This window comes from Klebsiella sp. PK18 (genome assembly GCF_057784655.1).
Genome location: NZ_CM173493.1, coordinates 2183961 through 2200614, shown reverse-complemented (window position 1 = coordinate 2200614; position 16654 = coordinate 2183961). Strand labels below are relative to the sequence as shown.

Sequence of the window (16654 nt, the reverse complement as noted above, 5' to 3'; positions counted from 1 at the left end):
ACTACATCCCTTCATGATTGAATGATTCTCAATTACACATCTGAAGGCGCGTTCAGACGCTAAACAGAGTGCTTTTATTATTCAGGGCAATGATTTTATTGGCTTAATCTGACCGCAAAGGCAGATTCGTTCACGAGAAACAGATAATGACTCAACCCCATGTCGCCTGCAGAGCGTTGCAAGGGCGCGCGCTTTTTTCGCTTCTTTTTTTAGCCTCACCGGGATTAATGGCCGCCGACAATAGCGCGGCGAAAAGTAATAACGACGCGGAAGAGACCATCACCGTGGTGGCCGACGGCGCGCAGCAGAGCGCCACCAGCGGCTATCAGCCACTCAGCTCCGCCACCGCGACGCTGACCTCGATGCCGCTGCTGGATATTCCGCAGGTGGTTAATACCGTCAGCGATCGGGTTCTCGAAGATCAGCACGCCACCTCACTCGATGAGGCGCTGTATAACGTCGCTAACGTGGTGCAGACCAACACCCTCGGCGGTACCCAGGACGCCTTTACCCGCCGCGGCTTCGGCGCCAACCGCGACGGCTCGATCATGACCAACGGTCTGCGCACCGTGCTGCCACGCAGTTTTAACGCCGCCACCGAACGGGTGGAAGTCCTGAAGGGGCCAGCTTCGACGCTGTACGGTATCCTCGACCCCGGCGGGCTGATCAACGTCATCACCAAACGGCCTGAGCGGCAGTTCTCCGGTTCGGTTTCCGCGACGTCCACCAGCTTTGGCGGCGGTACCGGCAGCTTCGACGTCACCGGCCCCATCGAAGGCACGAATCTGGCGTACCGGCTGATTGGGGAATACCAGAATGAGGATTACTGGCGCAATTTTGGTAAAAACAAAAGCAGCTTTATCGCCCCTTCCCTGACCTGGTTTGGTGAACGGGCGACGGTGACCGCGTCCTATTCGCACCGCGACTACAGCGCGCCTTTTGACCGCGGCACTATTTTCGATCTGAATACCGGCCATGCGGTGAACGTCGATCGCAAAACCCGCTTCGATGAAGCGTTTAATATTACCGATGGCTATTCCGATCTCGCTCAGCTCAACGCCGAGTATCGCCTTAACGACGCCTGGACCGCGCGCTTCGACTACAGCTACAGCCAGGATAATTACAACGATAACCAGGCGCGGGTGATGGCCTATGATTCGGCGACCGGCAACCTCACCCGCCGGGTCGACGGTACCCACGGTTCAACGCAGAAGATGCACTCCACCCGCGCTGACCTGCAGGGCAACGTGGTGGTAGGCGGTTTTTATAACGAACTGCTGACCGGCGTCGCCTATGAGAATTACGATCTGCTGCGCACCGATATGCTGCGCTGCAAGAACGTGAAAGGCTTTAACATCTATCATCCGGTCTACGGCACCCTCGACACCTGTAATACCGTCTCCGCCTCCGACAGCGATCAGCGTATCCAGCAGGAGAGCTATGCCGCATACGTGCAGGACGCGCTGTACCTGACCGACAACTGGATCGCCGTCGCCGGCGTGCGCTACCAGTACTACACCCAGTACGCCGGTAAAGGCCGACCGTTTAACGTCAATACCGACAGCCGCGATGAGAAATGGACGCCGAAAGCCGGCCTGGTCTACAAGGTGACGCCGAACGTCTCCCTGTTCGCCAACGTCGCCCAGTCGTTTATGCCACAGTCATCGATCGCCAGCTATATCGGCGAGCTGCCGCCGGAAGAGTCCACCTCCTACGAAGTCGGCGCCAAATTCGACCTGTTAAACGGCATTACCGCCAATATCGCGCTGTTTGATATTCATAAGCGTAACGTGCTGTACACCGAGAGCATTGGCGATGAGACGGTGGCCAAAACAGCGGGCAAAGTGCGTTCCCAGGGCGTGGAAGTGGATCTGGCGGGGTCCATCACCGATAACCTCAGCGTGATCGCCAGCTACGGCTACACCGACGCCAAAGTGCTGGAAGATCCGGATTACGCCGGGAAACCGCTGCCAAACGTACCGAAACATACCGGCTCGCTGTTCCTGACCTATGACATTCATAACGTCTATAACAGCAATACCCTGACCGTCGGCGGCGGCGGTCATGCGGTCAGCAAGCGCTCCGGCACCAACGGCGCGGATTATTATCTGCAGGGCTATGCGGTGGCGGATGTGTTCGCCGCCTATAAGATGAAGCTGCAGTATCCGGTGACGCTGCAGGTGAATGTGAAGAACCTGTTTGATAAGACCTATTACACTTCCTCGATCGGCACCAATAACCTCGGCAACCAGATTGGCGACCCGCGCGAAGTGCAGTTCACGGTGAAGATGGATTTTTAAGCCGGGCCATGGCGTCGCGCCGGATGTTCATTGCCGGGCGGCGCTGCGCTTGCGCCGGCCTACAACTGCATAGCCTGCGGTCCTTCCCCTTCCTGTCGAGTTCGTAGGCCCGGTAAGGCGCAGCCGCCACCGGGCAATGCGTTCAGCTTACCAGTCCTCCTCCTGGCCGAGGATGCGCAATATATCCTGACGATGCTGCAGCAGCTGCGGGTTATCGCGATGACGAGGAAAATCCAGCGGCAGCGCGAACTCGGCGATAATCCGCCCTGGACGCGGCGACATCACCAGCACCCGCTCGCACAGCAGCAGCGCCTCTTCGATATCGTGGGTCACCAGCAGGCTGGTATACCCCTGCTGCTGCCAGAGGGCGATCAGCTCCCGCTGCATGCTGATGCGAGTCAGGGAATCCAGCTTACCCAACGGCTCGTCGAGCAGCAGCAGGCGCGGTTCGTTCAATAAGGCGCGCGCCAGCGCCGCACGCTGCGCCATCCCCCCGGACAGCTGCCGCGGCCACGCCTCGCTGAAGGCCTGCAGCCCGATGCGGTCAATCAGCGCGTCGGCCTTCGCCTCCAGCCCCTTTTTGCCCTGCGCCTGCGGGCCCAGCAGCACGTTCTGCCGTACCGTCAGCCATGGGTAGAGCGTCGGATCCTGAAACACAAGGATCCGCTCCGGCCCCGGGGCGCCGGGCGCCGCACCGTCGATCTGCATCTGTCCGCTCTGCGGCGCTTCCAGCCCCGCCAGCAGCCGCAGCAGGGTTGATTTACCGCAGCCGGAAGGGCCCAGCAGCGCCACGCTTTCCCCCGGACGCAGCTGTAGACTGATATTCTCCAGCACGGGTACCGTCTGTTTGCCAAGCGTAAACGCATGATGAAGATGGCTGATGGATACCGCCGCGCCGCGCGCTATCGCCGGCGAATCTGACGTCGCTGTTACCATTGCATTCCTCCTCGCTGCCAGCTCAGCAGCCGGTCACGCAGCATAAATAATCCGCTTATCAGGCCGGAGCATAACAACGCCATTACCAGCAGCGCGGCGTACATATTCGGATAGGCCGCCCAGCCCTGGGCCCACTGGAGGTAAAAGCCGATCCCTGACTTCACCCCGACCATTTCGGCGACAATCAGCACCGAAAACGACGCGCCGAGCCCCATAAACAGGCCGACAAAGACGTTCGGCAGCGCGGCGGGGATCGCCACCCGCAGGATCAGGAAACGCTGGCTGGCGCCGAGGGTCCGCGCCACGTCGTACCACGCCTTATCAATGCCCATCACTCCGGACCAGGTCAGCACCGTGACCGGGAACCAGGTGCTCAGCGCGATCAAAAACACGCTGGCGCCGAAGCTCGAGGGAAAAATAAACAGGCACAGCGGCAGCAGCGCGGTGGACGGCACCGGGCCCAGCAGACGTAACACCGGATGCACCCAGTAGCCAATCCGTTGCGACCAGCCGATGGACAGACCGGTGATGAACCCGCTGCTGGTGCCCAGCAGCACGCCGAGCCCCAGCAGCCCCAGCGAGTGCAGCAGGCTGTCGAGCAGGCGCGGCCAGTCGTCGTGCAGTACTTCGATCAGCGCCTGCGGCGGCGCGAAAAACGGCACCGGTAGCACGGCGCTCTTGGCGGTCAGCCCTTCCCAGACAGCAAACAGCACCGGCAACAGCGCCAGCCACTTGCCGGCATGCCGCACACGCGCGCCGCGCGCTCGCCAGTAGCGATAGCTCAGCGCCAGCAGCAGTAATCCACCGCCGAGGGTGAATTGCGCCAGCGCCCACCCTTCGCTAAACGGCCAGCGCCGCCCGGCATCGGGCCAGGCCAGGGTAAACAGACCGCCCAGCAGCCACAGCGCGGCGGCCAGCAGCCCTTCTCCCCACAGCGGTGCGCGGCCGGTGGAGCGCGCCAGAGCCTGCTCAGGCGAATACGTTGGCATAGATACTCTCCGCGAACTGATGGGGATCGGTACCCGGTTTGATCACCTGCACTCGCTGCAGGTCAACCGCGTACTGCGTCAGCTCTTTCACGAATGCTTCGCCCACCGCGTGATGGCCGTGGCCCTGCCCGTGCAGGATGCCGCTCACCTCCGCTTCACTGGTGTTCAGGGCATGGGCGAGGAAGGATTGCGCCACGCTTTCCGGATGCGCTGCGGCATAGCTGTGCGCCTCAAGGATCGCCTGGGTGAGCGCGGCGGCCGCCGGTTTATGGTCCCGCGCCAGGCTCCCGCTCACCCCCAGCACGCAGCAGCTGAGGTTGGCATAATCCCCGGTCATATTGCTGGCGATCAGCTGATACTTGCCGGTCTCCAGCAGACGATAGCTGAATGGCTCGCTGCCGCTGATGGCGGCGATTTCGCGCTTGTCCAGCGCCACGCTGAGCAGATCCGCCGGGTAGACTTTCCACTGCACGTCGCTGATCGGGTCGATACCGTGGCGCTTAAGCAGAATGGCGAAGAAGTTTTTATCCGGCCCGGCCATATCAGTGACGCCGATGGTTTGTCCCTTCAGGCTCTCGAGGCCGCCGAACGGCGAGTCTTTGGCCGTCAGCAGGTTCAGACAGCCGCCGTGGGTTCCGGCGGTGAGCTTGACGTCAAAGCCCTGCTCCAGCGCCTTCAGCCAGCGCAGCGCCATCCCCACCCCGGCGTCGGCCTTACCGGTGGCGATCGCCTCCAGCAGCACATCGGTGGAGTTGCCGAAGTTAACAAACTCAACGTCGAGGTTATATTTACTGAAAATCTTCTGCTGCTCGGCGACGGCGACCGGCGCGAGGCATACCGCGCTTTTATTGATCGCCAGCTTGATCTTGTAGGGCTCTGGCAGGCGCAGCGCCGGATGGGCATCGCTGCTGGCCATGTTCGCCATATCGTGAGCCCACAGCGGCAGAGAGACCCCGGCCAGCGCCAGGCCGCCGCTGAGCTGTAAAAAACGGCGGCGGGAAAAAGTGTTTCTGGTCATGGTGTCACCTCGGCGGCGGGCACGCTAAAGCTGGGGTCAAAGGTCGGCTTCACGTCCAGCCGGGTGCGGATCAGGCCGTTGGCGAGATAAAAGTCCGCCGTTGCCTGCTGCTGGGTCACCGTTTCCTCTGCCAGCGGCTGCCACTGCGACTGGCGGTTGGCAAACTGCGCGCGGGCGATCTCCGCCGGGAAGCGGATGATCTCCCCCAGCGTTTTGCCGTAGCTGTCGAGATTGGCGTAGGCCCAGCGCTCAGCGCCGGCCAGGCGCTGGAGATAATCCTGCAGCGCGGCGCGTTTTTGCGGATCGTTAAGCGCGGAATCCGTTGCCGCGAGGAAGGTATTCCCCGGCAGCAGCCCTTTGCCGCTCACCAGAATCTGCCCCTCGTTGGTCTTCACCATTTGGGTGGTGTAGGGCTCCCAGGTCGCCCAGGCGTCTACCGAACCGTTAAGCAGCGCCACTTTGGCGTCCACCGGGCCGAGGAACACCCACTGCACCTCCTTCGGTGAAATCCCCGCCTGCTCCAGCGCTTTCAGCGCCACGAAATGACCAATCGACCCTTTACCGGTGGCGATGCGTTTGCCTTTTAAATCGGCGCCGCTTTTTAACGTGCTGCCGGGGGAAACCAGCACCGCGGTCCCCGCCGGGTTGCTTTTATCCACGGCAATGGCCTTGACCGGCGCACCGTTGGCCAGGGCAAAGAGCAACGGCGCATCGCCGATGATCCCCGCGTCCACGGCGCCCGCGTTGAGGGCTTCCGCCAGCGGCGCGGCGGCCGGGAACTCGGCCCACTTAATGTCGTAAGGGAGATTTTGCAGGGCGTTGGCCGCCTCCAGCTGCGAACGCATGCCGCCTTTTTGATCGGCGATACGCAGGGTGATCCGCTCCTGCGCTGTCGCGTAGCCGCCCAGCGCCAGCAGCATCAGCGCTGCCGCCACCCGGCCTGAAAATGATAGACGCATCGTGATTATCCTTGTGATTGAAAGACGAAGTTGCCGGCTGCCAGCCAGGCGCTGTCGCTCTGTGGGGTATGTACCCGTCCGCAGAGCACGTTGCGGTAGTGGCGTTCCAGCGGGTTCTGTCGGCTCAGGCCATGATTGCCGGTCAGCTCGAGCGCAATATTCACCGCCTGAATGGCGTTGTCGGTGATGGTGACTTTCGCCAGATTGGCCTCGATAGCGGAAAAGCGCAGCGCGGCGGCCTGCTCCAGCAGGCTGCGGTTGACCAGCAGCAGCCCGGCGATCTGCCCGACTTTCTCCTGCACCCGTGGCAGACGAGAGAGCGGATGACCGAGACCGGCGGGTACCCGTCCCGCCAGCCACCTCACCAGCCAGTCGTGAGCGGCGTGGGCAATGCTGTCATAGATCGCCGCCAGCAGCGCCGTCTGCCGGTTGGCGAACAGGCGAAACGGTTCGGCCTCCGCGGCGGGTGGCGCATCGGCCGGCCAGACATCCACCGCGTGCTCTGCCGCCACCCGCACGTGGTTAAAAATAACTTCATGGCTGCCGGTGGCCCGCATCCCGGCGTGATCCCAGCTTTTCACCACGCTGATACCCGGGCTGTCGCCAGCCACCAGCCAGGTGCCCACCAGCGGCGGGTTATCATCGCTTCTGGCCCACACCGCCAGCCAGCGCAGCCCTTCAATGCCGGTGGTATAAATTTTATGGCCGCTGATGTCCCAGCCCTCCGCGCGACGGGTCGCCACGGTGTCCGGCAGGCCGCCCCGCGCCGGGGATCCCAGCTCCGGCTCGACGCGCAGGCTGTTGATCAGGCCACCGTGTTCGACAGCATCGTGAAAAACCTGCTGGCGCAGCGGCGCGTGCCAGGCGTCATTTTCCGCCAGCCGCAAATGGTGCAGATACTGCATGCAGACAATCAGCGCTGTCGCCGGCTCTCCCCAGGCGATGGCGGCGATGACCTGCTGCAGCTGGGCCAGAGTGGCGCCCGCGCCGCCGCAGGATGACGGCACGGCGAGACTTAACCAGCCCCCCGCGCGCAGATGGTCGATATTACGCTGGGGAAAGTCGCCGCTGGCATCAAGGCTGGCCGCCTGCTCTGCCATCTGCTGGCGGAGCGCCGTCAGCTGCCGGGCCCAGTCGTCGCGCTCAGGATGGATCACGATGCGCGCTCCGCCACCGCACGCCGGGCGGCTTTTTCCCGGGCGATCGGCAGCAGCGCCCGGCCATAGTCGGCCGCGTCGTTCAGCGGATCGAAGCCGCGGATCAGGAAGTTACGCACGCCGAGGTCGTAGTAATCGAGCAGCGCATCCGCCACCTGCTCCGGGGTGCCCACCAGCGCGGTGGAGTTATGTCCGCCGCCCACCAGTTGGGCGATGCCGGTCCACAGACGTTTGTCCACCACCCTGCCCTGCGCCGCGGTGGCCCGCAGCCGCTGGGCGCCGATGCTGTCCGGTTTGGCTTTGAAACCCCCTCCGCGCTGTGCCGCCTGCTCGGTGGCGACGTGCAGGATATGCTCGGCTTTCTCCCAGGCTTCGGCTTCGCTGTCGGCGATAATCGGCCGGAACGAGACGCTGAAGCCGATATCACGCTGGTGTTTCGCCGCTTCGGCGCGCACGCGCTGGATGGTCTCTCCGGTTTGCGCCAGCGACTCGCCCCACAGGGCGAAGACGTCGGCATGTTTGCCGGCGACGGCGATGGCCGCTTCCGACGAGCCGCCGAAGTAGATGGGAAGATGCGGTTTTTGCAGCGGGCGAATGGCGGACCAGGCCTGCTCGGCCTGATAAAAATCGTTGTGAATATCCACCGGCTGCTCGCTGGTCCACACCTGGCGCACGGTGTCGAGGAAGGCGTCGGTGCGGGCGTAGCGCTGGTCGTGGTCGAGATAATCGCCATCCCGGCGCTGCTCGGCATCGTTGCCGCCGCTGATGATATGCACCGCCAGCCGGCCCCCCAACAGGTGCTCAAGGGTGGCGAATTTGCGCGCGGCGAGGGTTGGCGAAACAAAACCGGGGCGATGAGCCAGCAGGTAATGGATTTTCTGCGTCGACAGCCCCGCCAGGGCCGTCACCAGAAAGCCGTCGGGTTGATCGGACCAGTGGCCGACCAGCAGACGATCAAACCCGGCGGCTTCATGGGTTTGCGCAAAGCGAACGATATAGTCGCGGTCAAAGATCGGCCCCACCGGGGCAATCGTTTCGGAAGAGAGGCGGTGGCCAATCATGCCGAGAAACTGAATGCTCATGAACAACTCCTTGCGTCAGGGTAATGGAGTGGCCGCGACAGCGGCGCTGGTCATTACCCTATACAGAGTGTGTTAATGAGCAAAATGCATTTTTATCATATCTTAATATGCTGAATTAGCATTAAACAAAAATGCATAGTGCTTTCAGTCGGATACTGTCAGCTGCTGCACCACTTTGCTGGCGAAAAAGGTCAGCGGCGGCTGCAGGTTTGCCAGATACTGGGCGTGGATCAGCCACAGTGAGACCGCAGGCTGAAAATCGCTGAGATTGAGGACCGCGATCTCGTCCCGCCACGGGCTGTTGGCCAGCGCCGCCCGCGGCACCAGACCCAGTCCCAGCCCCTGCGCCACCAGCGCTATCTGCAGCTGCGCGCCCGCGCTTTCGACATTAAGCTTCAACCGCAATCCCTGACTCTGCAGCTCGCGAATGAGCCCGGCGCGCAGGCCACAACCGTCGGGGTTAAGGATCCAGCCCTGTTCGGCGCACTCCCGCAGGGATGACGCGCGCAAATTCAAACGCCGGCCGACGATCGGCACCACCTCCAGGGGACACAGCAGGCGCCCGCTATAGCCCTCGGCGAAGCTTTGCTGGGCGGGCCCCATCGCCAGCATGCCGTCCAGCTCGCCGTTTTCCAGCCGACGCTGCAGCTGTCCGCTCCAGCCGCAGGTGATCTGCGGCGACAGTCCGGGAAACTGCTGGCTCAGCGCTGACAGCGCCGCCGGCAGGGCAATCTCGCTGAGACTCTGCGGCACACCGAGACGCAGCGCGCCGCGCGGCTCGCCTTGCGGATCCAACAGGCTGTAGAGTTTTTTCGTCTCACGCTTAATGCTCAGACACTGCTCGTACACCCGGTGTCCGGCGGCGGTCAGGGTCAGCGGGCGGGTCTGGCGCTCCAACAGCGTCACGTTCAGCTCCTGCTCCAGGCGCTGCAGGCGCCGGGTGATGGCCGACTGGGTGATCCCCAGATATTCCGCGGCCTGATTGAGGGACGAAAACTGCACCGTGGCCAGCAAAGCGTCGATATCGTCAATGCGCATAGGATCCTTATGTGAAATTTGCATATTAATATATGCGTAAATTGCATTTAAATAATATTAACGCCTCTGTTAGCGTTTTGACCAGTCCCTCTGACAGGAACCGCACATGACTGCACCACGACTGGAAAAATTACGCCATTTCATTCATGAGGTAGACCGCCTGCACCGTGAGCACCACCAGACCGCCCCGCTGCTTGACGCCGTGGCGCAGCGACTGGCGGCGCTGGTGCGTTACGACGACTGGCTGCCGGAAGAGTACACCCTGCCGCATCCGCACCATTACCAGCAGTATCTGCTGCATGCCGACTCCGGGGAGCGCTTCTCGATTGTCAGCTTCGTCTGGGGACCGGGGCAAGCGACGCCGATCCATGACCACCGGGTGTGGGGGGCCATTGGTATGCTGCGCGGCGCGGAGGAAAACCAGCGCTACCAGCTGGATGCCGATGGCATCCCGCGCGCGCTGGGCGCCGCCACGCTTCTGGAAGCAGGCCAGGTGGAGAAAGTCTCCGCTGACGATGGCGATATTCATCGCGTCAGCAATGCGCTGGCGGATCGCGTCTCCATCAGCATTCACATCTACGGCGGCAATATCGGCGCGGTGAAGCGCGCCGTGTATACCCCGGAAGGGCAGCAGAAACCGTTTATCTCCGGCTACTCTAACCGCCATTTACCCAATATCTGGGATTTGTCCCGCGAACATCAAGGATAACCACTATGCCCACCTACGCTTATCGCCAGGCCGCCGGGATACGCCAGGCGCTGCTCGACCGTCGTGAACTGGCGCTGATCGACGTCCGTGAAGAGGCCGATTTCGCCACCGCTCATCCGCTGTTTGCCGTCAATCTGCCGCTCAGCAAACTGGAGCTGGAGGTCCGCCGGCGGATACCGCGCTTCACCACCCCGCTCACCGTCTACGACAACGGCGAAGGTCTGGCGGAGATCGCCGTCGAACGGCTACGGGCCTGGGGCTATCAGGATGTGGCCCTGCTGACAGAGGGGCTCGCCGGCTGGCGCCGCAGCGGCGGCGAGCTGTTTCAGGACGTCAACTCCGCCAGCAAAGCCTTTGGTGAACTGGTGGAAAGCGTGCGTCACACGCCGTCGCTCAGCGCCCAGGAGGTTCAGGCGCTCATCGACAGCCGGCAGGAGGTGGTGATCGTCGACGCCCGGCGCTTCGATGAGTACCAGACCATGAGCATCCCCGGCAGCATCAGCGTGCCCGGCGGCGAGCTGGCCCTGCGGGTGGAGAGCCTGACGCCCTCCCCGCAGACGCCGGTTATCGTCAACTGCGCCGGACGCACCCGCAGCATCATCGGCACCCAGTCGCTGATCAACGCCGGCGTGCCAAACCCGGTCCATGCCCTGCGCAATGGCACTATCGGCTGGACGCTGGCCGGCCAGACGCTGGCGCACCAGCAGCAGCGGCAATACGATCCCTCCGCCCGCGCCTCCGGCGTCCGGGCCGCTGAGGTGGCGCATTTTGCCGAACGGGCCGGGGTGGCGGTCATCGATGAGGCCACGCTGCAACGCTGGCTGCAGCAGAGCGACCGCACTACCTTCCTGTTTGATGTCCGCAGCCCCGAGGAGTACGCGGCGGGTCACTATCCCGGCAGCCTGAGCGCGCCAGGCGGCCAGCTGCTGCAGGAGACCGATCACTTCGCCAGCGTACGAGGGGCGCGAATTGTGCTGCTGGATGACGATGGCATCCGGGCGGCGATAACCGGCTCGTGGCTGGCGCAGATGGGCTGGGAGACGGCGCGGCTGAGCGCGCTGTCGGCCAGCCAGTTGAGCGAACGCGGGGTGCCGGCCGCCGAGGTGCCGCCCGGCCCGCAGGCGGAGGAGATAAGCCCGGCGCAGCTGGCGCAACAGCTGGACGAACCCGGTACGGTGGTGCTCGATTTTACCACCAGCGCCAACTTTGTCGCTCGCCATATCCCCGGCGCGTGGTGGCTAACGCGCTCGCAGCTGCGCCAGGCCCTGGATGTGATCCCTCCCGCACAGCGATACGTGGTGACCTGCGGCAGCAGTCTGCTGGCCCGCTACGCGGTGCCGGAGGTGGCGGCCTTGACCGGTAAACCGGTGCAGCTGCTTACCGGCGGGACGCTGGCGTGGATCGCCGCCGGTCTGCCGCTGGCGCATGGCGATAGCGGCCTCGCCGTCGAGCGCCGTGACCGCTATCGTCGTCCGTACGAAGGAACCGATAATTCCGCCGAGGCCATGCAGGCCTATCTGGAGTGGGAGTATGGCCTGGTGGATCAGCTGGCCCGCGACGGCACCCACGGTTTTCGGGTGCTCTAGCGCGAGCGCGCCTCAGGCCTCGCGCAGGATCCACGAATACTGAAAGCTCTTCGGCGCCGGAAAATGGGTCCGGCGTCGGTAGGAGCCCAGCGACTGCGGGGTGCAGTAGGTGCAACTCCCCAGCCATTCAACGCTCGCCGGCGACACTCCCGCCTCTGCGAAGATCACTTCGGCAAAGGCGCGCAGATCAAACCACAGATTATCGCTGCCGCGTGCGGCGGCTTTGAGCGGATCGCTGACCGGGCCCGAACGGGAATGAAACAGCCGCTGGCGATGGCGGGCCACCCGATCACCGCCGGGCTGGTCCAGCAGTTGCTGATAAAATCCGGCGGAGACTTCGTAACAGCAAGGGTGAATATGCGGCCCCACGGCGATGACCAGATCGGCCAATGCCACCCCCTGCTGGCGAAAACAGGCCAGACTATTATCGACAATGCCGCTGACCAGCCCCTGCCAGCCGGCATGCACGCTGCAGACGAAGCGACCGTCGCGCGAGGCGATCAGCATCGGCAGACAGTCGGCGGTCACCACCCCCACCTTTTGCCCGGCTACCGCGGTAAACACCGCGTCGGCGTGCGGGCGCGTCGGCAGCGGCTGCTGATAATGATGAACCTCATTACCATGCACCAGCTTCACCGGAGCCAGCTCGGCATAGGGAAAGGCGGCGGTTTCGTGGACATCGAGAAAAGCGTGGCGGATGCCAGGGATAGCATTGAGCAAACGGGAGGTGTAAGCCATAGGGACGATAAGCGTCAGGGAATGATGTCTTACCATAGGCCAGGTGACGCGGACAGGCAAGGCGGCGGCCCGGCATTTTTTTGCCAGACCGCCGGATGCGTCTCAGACAATCGCGGCGCGCTGCTGGCGATGCATCAGCCAGAACACCGCCACCCCAGCCAGCACAATACCCGGCGCCGAGGCCGCCATCACCCCGACGGTACCGGTGCCGAGGGCCAGCATCTTGCCGGCCAGCAGCGGGCCGCTCATCGCCCCAAGACGGCCCACCGCCACGGCGGTGCCGACCCCGGTGGCGCGGATCGCTGCGGGATAAAAAAGCGGCGCCAGGGCATAGAGTACGCTCTGGCCGCCGGTGGCAAACAGCCCGGCGACAAACCCCGCCAGCAGCATTCCGTTCAGCGATGACGCGCTGCCCAGCGCCAGCAGGGAAGCCAGAATCCCGCTGTAGATCAGGAGCGACATCCGCAGCGGGGTGAGCTTATCCATTAGCGCTCCCAGCAGCAGCGTGCCGCAGGCGGCGCCGATCTGCAGAGAGAACATCACCCCCGCCGCCTGGCTGGCGCGGAATCCCTGGCCCACCAGCAGCATCGGCAGCCAGTTGATCAGCATATAGACCACCAGCAGGGTGAAAAAATAGCCCAGCCACAGCAGCAGGGTGGCGGCGGCCTGGCCCGGGGCAAACAGGGTGCGCAGCGGCACGCTGGCCTCCGCGCGCTGAAACGCCTGCGACTCCGGTAGCCAGCGCATCAGCAGCGGGATCAGCAGTAACGGGACCACGCCGCCAATCCAGAAAATAGTCTGCCAGGCCGCGGCGAGACCGGAAAAGCCCAGCGCCGCCGCCAGCGCGGCGCCAATGGGCACGCCGCAGTACATCAGGCTTACCGCCCGGCCGCGGAAGCGTGAGCCAGCGGCTTCCGAGGTTAAGGCGATCAGGTTCGGCAATGCCGCCCCGAGCCCGACGCCGGTGAGCAGGCGCGCCAGCAGCAACGTCGGGAAGCTCCATGCCACCGCGGTGGCCAGCGAGAACAGGCCAAACAGCAGCACCGATCCCAGCAGAATGCGCTTGCGCCCGTGGCGGTCCGCCAGCATGCCGCCCACCAGCGCGCCGGGCAGCAGGCCGAGGATCCCGGCGCTGAAGATCCAGCCCATCTGCATTTTATCCAGCGCAAAGGCCTGCGCCATGCCGACGGCGGCGATCCCCGCCGCCTGCAGATCCAGCCCTTCCATCAGGGCCACCATAAAACAGAGCCCGATGGTGACCACCAGGCGCGAGGGGTTTGCAGTCGTTATCTTGGTCATAGGGTACCTTGGCGATAGCCGAACAAACGGAGCAGGTGACTGGCGGCTGATGCTTTGTCAGCCGCACGTTTTTCGTTATTTATTGCGGTTAAGCAGATCCAGTGCGACGTCGACGATCATATCTTCCTGGCCGCCGACCATCCGCCGCTTGCCCAGCTCGACGAGAATATCCACCGCGCTGAGGCCATAGCGCTCGGCCGCCGCTTCGCTGTGGCGCAGGAAGCTGGAGTAGACCCCGGCGTAGCCCAGCGCCAGCGTTTCGCGGTCGACACGCACCGGGCGGTCCTGCAACGGCCGCACCAGCTCATCGGCCGCGTTCATCAGGGCGTAGAGATCGGTGCCATGCTGCCAGCCGAGCTTGTCGGCGGCGGCAATAAATACCTCCAGCGGCGCATTGCCCGCCCCCGCCCCCATCCCGGCCAGGCTGGCGTCAATGCGATCGCACCCCTCTTCCACCGCGACGATCGAGTTCGCCACCCCGAGGCTCAGGTTATGGTGGGCATGCATCCCGGTGGCGGTCTCCGGCTTCAGCACCGCCTTCAGGGCACGGAAACGGTCGCGAATGTCGTTCATGTTCATCGCCCCGCCGGAATCCACCACATAGATACAGGTCGCGCCATAAGATTCCATCTTCAGCGCCTGCTGCGCCAGTGCCTGCGGGGAGATCATATGGCTCATCATCAGAAAACCGACGGTGTCCATTCCCAGCTCGCGGGCAAAGGCAATATGTTGCGCCGCGACGTCCGCTTCGCTGCAGTGGGTGGCGACCCGCACCACCCGCGCTCCGGCCTGATACGCCGCTTTCAGATCGTGCAGCGTGCCGATGCCCGGCAGCAGTAAGGTGGCGATTTTCGCCTGGCTGACCGCCTCCGCCGCCGCTTCAATCCAGGCGATGTCGCTGTGAGCGCCAAAGCCGTAGTTGAAGCTGGATCCCTGCAGGCCATCGCCATGGGCCACTTCGATGGAGTCGACCCCAGCCTTATCCAGCGCGCCGGCGATCTGCTGCACCTGCGCCAGGGAATACTGGTGACGGATGGCGTGCATGCCATCGCGCAGCGTCACGTCCGAGATATAAAGTTTTTTACCGTTCATGCTGTCGCTCCCGCCGCGCTGTGCATTGCCCCAGCCATTTGCTCCGCCGTCGCCAGCGCCGCCGAGGTCATAATATCGAGGTTGCCCGCGTACGCTGGCAGATAGTGCGCCGCCCCTTCCACTTCGAGGTAAATCGCGGTTTTCAGGCCGGAAAAACAGCCGACGCCGGGCAGGTTGACCGGCTTATCCTCGGGGATAACCTCAAACTGCACCTGCTGCTTCAGCCGGTAGCCTGGGACGTAAGCCTGCACTGCCGCCGCCATTTCGGCGATCGAGGCGGCAATCGCCTCCTGCGACGCCAGCTCGCTCAGGACGTAGACGGTATCGCGCATCATCAGCGGCGGCTCCGCCGGGTTCAGTACAATAATCGCTTTGCTCTTGCCCGCGCCGCCGACTTTTTCAATCGCCTGCGAGGTGGTTTCGGTGAATTCGTCAATATTGGCCCGCGTGCCCGGCCCGGCGGATTGGCTGGCGATCGAGGCCACAATCTCCGCGTAATGCACCTTCGCCACTCGCGAGACCGCGGCGACCATCGGGATGGTCGCCTGCCCGCCGCAGGTCACCATATTGACGTTGCCCTGATGGAGATTGGCCGCGAGGTTGACCACCGGTACGCAGTACGGGCCAATCGCCGCCGGCGTCAGGTCGATGACGCGGATCCCCGGCTTCGCTTCGCGCAGCGCAGCATCGTTTTTGATGTGCGCCCCGGCGCTGGTGGCGTCAAAAACAAAATCGATGTCGGCAAATTCCGCCATCTGCATCAGGCCGCCCACCCCTTCGTGGGTGGTCGCGACGCCCATGCGCCGGGCGCGGGCCAGGCCATCCGACTGCGGGTCGATGCCGACCATCACCGCCATCTCCAGATGCTGGCCGTGGCGCAGGATTTTAATCATTAAATCGGTGCCGATATTCCCGGAGCCGATAATGGCGACTTTACGTTTACGCATCACGATGTCCTTCTCCGGCGGCGACGAAGCGTGCCGCAACTGAGCCAATACCTTCGATATGGGCGACAAAGCTGTCCCCCTCGTTAATCGCCACCATCGGGCCTAACGCCCCGGTCAGCACGATATCCCCCGCCCGCAGCGGTTCGCCGAGACTCGCCAGCTTGCGCGCCAGCCAGACTGCGGCGTTCAGCGGATGCCCCAGGCACTCGCTGCCGCGGCCGCTGGAGACCAGCTCCTGGTTGCGGGTCATGTGCATGGCGCACTGCTTCAGATCCAGTCCTGCCGGGCGCTGCGCCGGGCCGCCAATGACGTACAGGCCACAGGAGGCGTTATCGGCGACGGTGTCGACAAAGCCGATTGACCAGTCGCGAATGCGGCTGCCCACCACCTCCAGCGCCGGCAGCACCCATTCGATGGCGTTATACAGCTCATCAAAGGTGGTATCGGCATGCGGCAGATCCTGCTTCAGCACCAGGGCGATCTCGGCTTCCACTTTGGGCTGCAGCACGCGGCCAAACGGCACCTCGGCGTTGTCGCCGTAGCACATGTCGGCAAACAGGGTGCCGAAATCCGGCTGGTTGACCCCCAGCTGCTGCTGCACTTTGGGATGGGTCAGGCCCACCTTGCGGCCCACTACCCGCCGGCCATGGGCCACGTGGTGCTGGACGTTCAGACGCTGGATGGCATAGGCGGCGTCGGCATTGTCGACGCCGAGGATATCGCGCAGCGGGGCGATCGCCTGGCCGGTCTGTTCCGCGTCGCGCAGCTGCCGGGCCAGCGCGTCAAGAGAAAAAGTCATCATTT

General features: G+C 63.6%; 14 protein-coding genes and 1 pseudogene. 3 read left to right on the top strand and 12 right to left on the bottom strand.

All coding sequences use genetic code 11. The features are described from left to right. Positions 1 to 227: 227 nt before the first annotated feature. Positions 228 to 2300 carry a TonB-dependent siderophore receptor gene (locus AC3EMD_RS10675; protein WP_072122350.1) on the top strand — a complete coding sequence of 691 codons (2073 nt, stop codon included), beginning with the start codon at positions 228 to 230 and terminating at the stop codon, positions 2298 to 2300. A 147-nt stretch (positions 2301 to 2447) separates the two neighbouring features. Here AC3EMD_RS10675 and AC3EMD_RS10670 read toward each other — a convergent pair whose 3' ends face one another. From AC3EMD_RS10670 to AC3EMD_RS10640, 7 genes and pseudogenes are all read right to left on the bottom strand, one after another. Continuing rightward, entirely contained in the window at positions 2448 to 3236 is a 789-nt protein-coding gene (locus tag AC3EMD_RS10670) for an ABC transporter ATP-binding protein (protein ID WP_038431399.1), read from the bottom strand. Continuing rightward, entirely contained in the window at positions 3230 to 4225 is a 996-nt protein-coding gene (locus AC3EMD_RS10665) for an ABC transporter permease (protein WP_023297803.1), read from the bottom strand. Before AC3EMD_RS10665 ends, AC3EMD_RS10670 begins: the two co-directional genes overlap by 7 nt. Next, complete coding sequence (locus tag AC3EMD_RS10660; RefSeq protein WP_302074071.1) at positions 4206 to 5243, bottom strand: ABC transporter substrate-binding protein; 1038 nt, start codon at positions 5241 to 5243, stop codon at positions 4206 to 4208. The genes AC3EMD_RS10665 and AC3EMD_RS10660 overlap by 20 nt, the downstream gene beginning before the upstream one ends. After that, on the bottom strand, positions 5240 to 6202 hold the full coding sequence (locus AC3EMD_RS10655; RefSeq protein WP_008804495.1) for an ABC transporter substrate-binding protein: 963 nt from the start codon (positions 6200 to 6202) through the stop codon (positions 5240 to 5242). Before AC3EMD_RS10655 ends, AC3EMD_RS10660 begins: the two co-directional genes overlap by 4 nt. Positions 6203 to 6207: 5 nt before the next feature. Then, a complete protein-coding gene (locus AC3EMD_RS10650; RefSeq protein WP_023322821.1) occupies positions 6208 to 7359 on the bottom strand; it encodes an acyl-CoA dehydrogenase family protein in 1152 nt (383 codons plus the stop codon). After that, a pseudogene (locus AC3EMD_RS10645) lies at positions 7346 to 8441 on the bottom strand (LLM class flavin-dependent oxidoreductase). Before AC3EMD_RS10645 ends, AC3EMD_RS10650 begins: the two are co-directional and overlap by 14 nt. A gap of 144 nt (positions 8442 to 8585) precedes the next feature. Next, positions 8586 to 9479, bottom strand: coding sequence for a LysR family transcriptional regulator (locus AC3EMD_RS10640; protein ID WP_008804492.1), 894 nt, complete (start codon positions 9477 to 9479; stop codon positions 8586 to 8588). Positions 9480 to 9585: 106 nt separating this feature from the next. Between AC3EMD_RS10640 and AC3EMD_RS10635 the strand changes: the two genes are divergently transcribed. Both AC3EMD_RS10635 and AC3EMD_RS10630 read left to right on the top strand, forming a co-directional pair. Next, positions 9586 to 10188 carry a cysteine dioxygenase family protein gene (locus AC3EMD_RS10635; protein WP_008804491.1) on the top strand — a complete coding sequence of 201 codons (603 nt, stop codon included), beginning with the start codon at positions 9586 to 9588 and terminating at the stop codon, positions 10186 to 10188. 5 nt (positions 10189 to 10193) lie between these two features. Next, complete coding sequence (locus AC3EMD_RS10630) at positions 10194 to 11774, top strand: rhodanese homology domain-containing protein (protein WP_110220793.1); 1581 nt, start codon at positions 10194 to 10196, stop codon at positions 11772 to 11774. Positions 11775 to 11786: 12 nt separating this feature from the next. Here the strand turns inward: AC3EMD_RS10630 and AC3EMD_RS10625 are convergent, their stop codons facing one another. The 5 genes from AC3EMD_RS10625 to mhpD all read right to left on the bottom strand — a co-directional run bounded on the left by AC3EMD_RS10625 (position 11787) and on the right by mhpD (position 16649). Beyond that, complete coding sequence (locus tag AC3EMD_RS10625; protein ID WP_110220794.1) at positions 11787 to 12512, bottom strand: purine nucleoside phosphorylase YfiH/LACC1 family protein; 726 nt, start codon at positions 12510 to 12512, stop codon at positions 11787 to 11789. 102 nt (positions 12513 to 12614) lie between these two features. Beyond that, entirely contained in the window at positions 12615 to 13811 is a 1197-nt protein-coding gene (gene mhpT, locus AC3EMD_RS10620) for a 3-(3-hydroxy-phenyl)propionate transporter MhpT (RefSeq protein WP_012967942.1), read from the bottom strand. A gap of 75 nt (positions 13812 to 13886) precedes the next feature. Continuing rightward, a complete protein-coding gene (gene mhpE, locus AC3EMD_RS10615) occupies positions 13887 to 14903 on the bottom strand; it encodes a 4-hydroxy-2-oxovalerate aldolase (protein WP_008804486.1) in 1017 nt (338 codons plus the stop codon). Beyond that, on the bottom strand, positions 14900 to 15850 hold the full coding sequence (gene mhpF, locus AC3EMD_RS10610; RefSeq protein WP_110219918.1) for an acetaldehyde dehydrogenase: 951 nt from the start codon (positions 15848 to 15850) through the stop codon (positions 14900 to 14902). The genes mhpE and mhpF overlap by 4 nt, the downstream gene beginning before the upstream one ends. Next, a complete protein-coding gene (gene mhpD / locus AC3EMD_RS10605; protein ID WP_012967940.1) occupies positions 15843 to 16649 on the bottom strand; it encodes a 2-keto-4-pentenoate hydratase in 807 nt (268 codons plus the stop codon). The genes mhpF and mhpD overlap by 8 nt, the downstream gene beginning before the upstream one ends. Between the last annotated feature and the right edge of the window lie 5 nt (positions 16650 to 16654).

Coding starts and splice junctions, on each gene's coding strand:
- mhpD (WP_012967940.1), bottom strand. CDS start 16,649: ATGACTTTTTCTCTTGACGCGCTGGCCCGGCAGCTGCGCGACGCGGAA.
- mhpF (WP_110219918.1), bottom strand. CDS start 15,850: ATGCGTAAACGTAAAGTCGCCATTATCGGCTCCGGGAATATCGGCACC.
- AC3EMD_RS10640 (WP_008804492.1), bottom strand. CDS start 9,479: ATGCGCATTGACGATATCGACGCTTTGCTGGCCACGGTGCAGTTTTCG.
- mhpE (WP_008804486.1), bottom strand. CDS start 14,903: ATGAACGGTAAAAAACTTTATATCTCGGACGTGACGCTGCGCGATGGC.
- AC3EMD_RS10665 (WP_023297803.1), bottom strand. CDS start 4,225: ATGCCAACGTATTCGCCTGAGCAGGCTCTGGCGCGCTCCACCGGCCGC.
- AC3EMD_RS10655 (WP_008804495.1), bottom strand. CDS start 6,202: ATGCGTCTATCATTTTCAGGCCGGGTGGCGGCAGCGCTGATGCTGCTG.
- AC3EMD_RS10660 (WP_302074071.1), bottom strand. CDS start 5,243: ATGACCAGAAACACTTTTTCCCGCCGCCGTTTTTTACAGCTCAGCGGC.
- AC3EMD_RS10635 (WP_008804491.1), top strand. CDS start 9,586: ATGACTGCACCACGACTGGAAAAATTACGCCATTTCATTCATGAGGTA.
- mhpT (WP_012967942.1), bottom strand. CDS start 13,811: ATGACCAAGATAACGACTGCAAACCCCTCGCGCCTGGTGGTCACCATC.
- AC3EMD_RS10630 (WP_110220793.1), top strand. CDS start 10,194: ATGCCCACCTACGCTTATCGCCAGGCCGCCGGGATACGCCAGGCGCTG.
- AC3EMD_RS10625 (WP_110220794.1), bottom strand. CDS start 12,512: ATGGCTTACACCTCCCGTTTGCTCAATGCTATCCCTGGCATCCGCCAC.
- AC3EMD_RS10670 (WP_038431399.1), bottom strand. CDS start 3,236: ATGGTAACAGCGACGTCAGATTCGCCGGCGATAGCGCGCGGCGCGGCG.
- AC3EMD_RS10675 (WP_072122350.1), top strand. CDS start 228: ATGGCCGCCGACAATAGCGCGGCGAAAAGTAATAACGACGCGGAAGAG.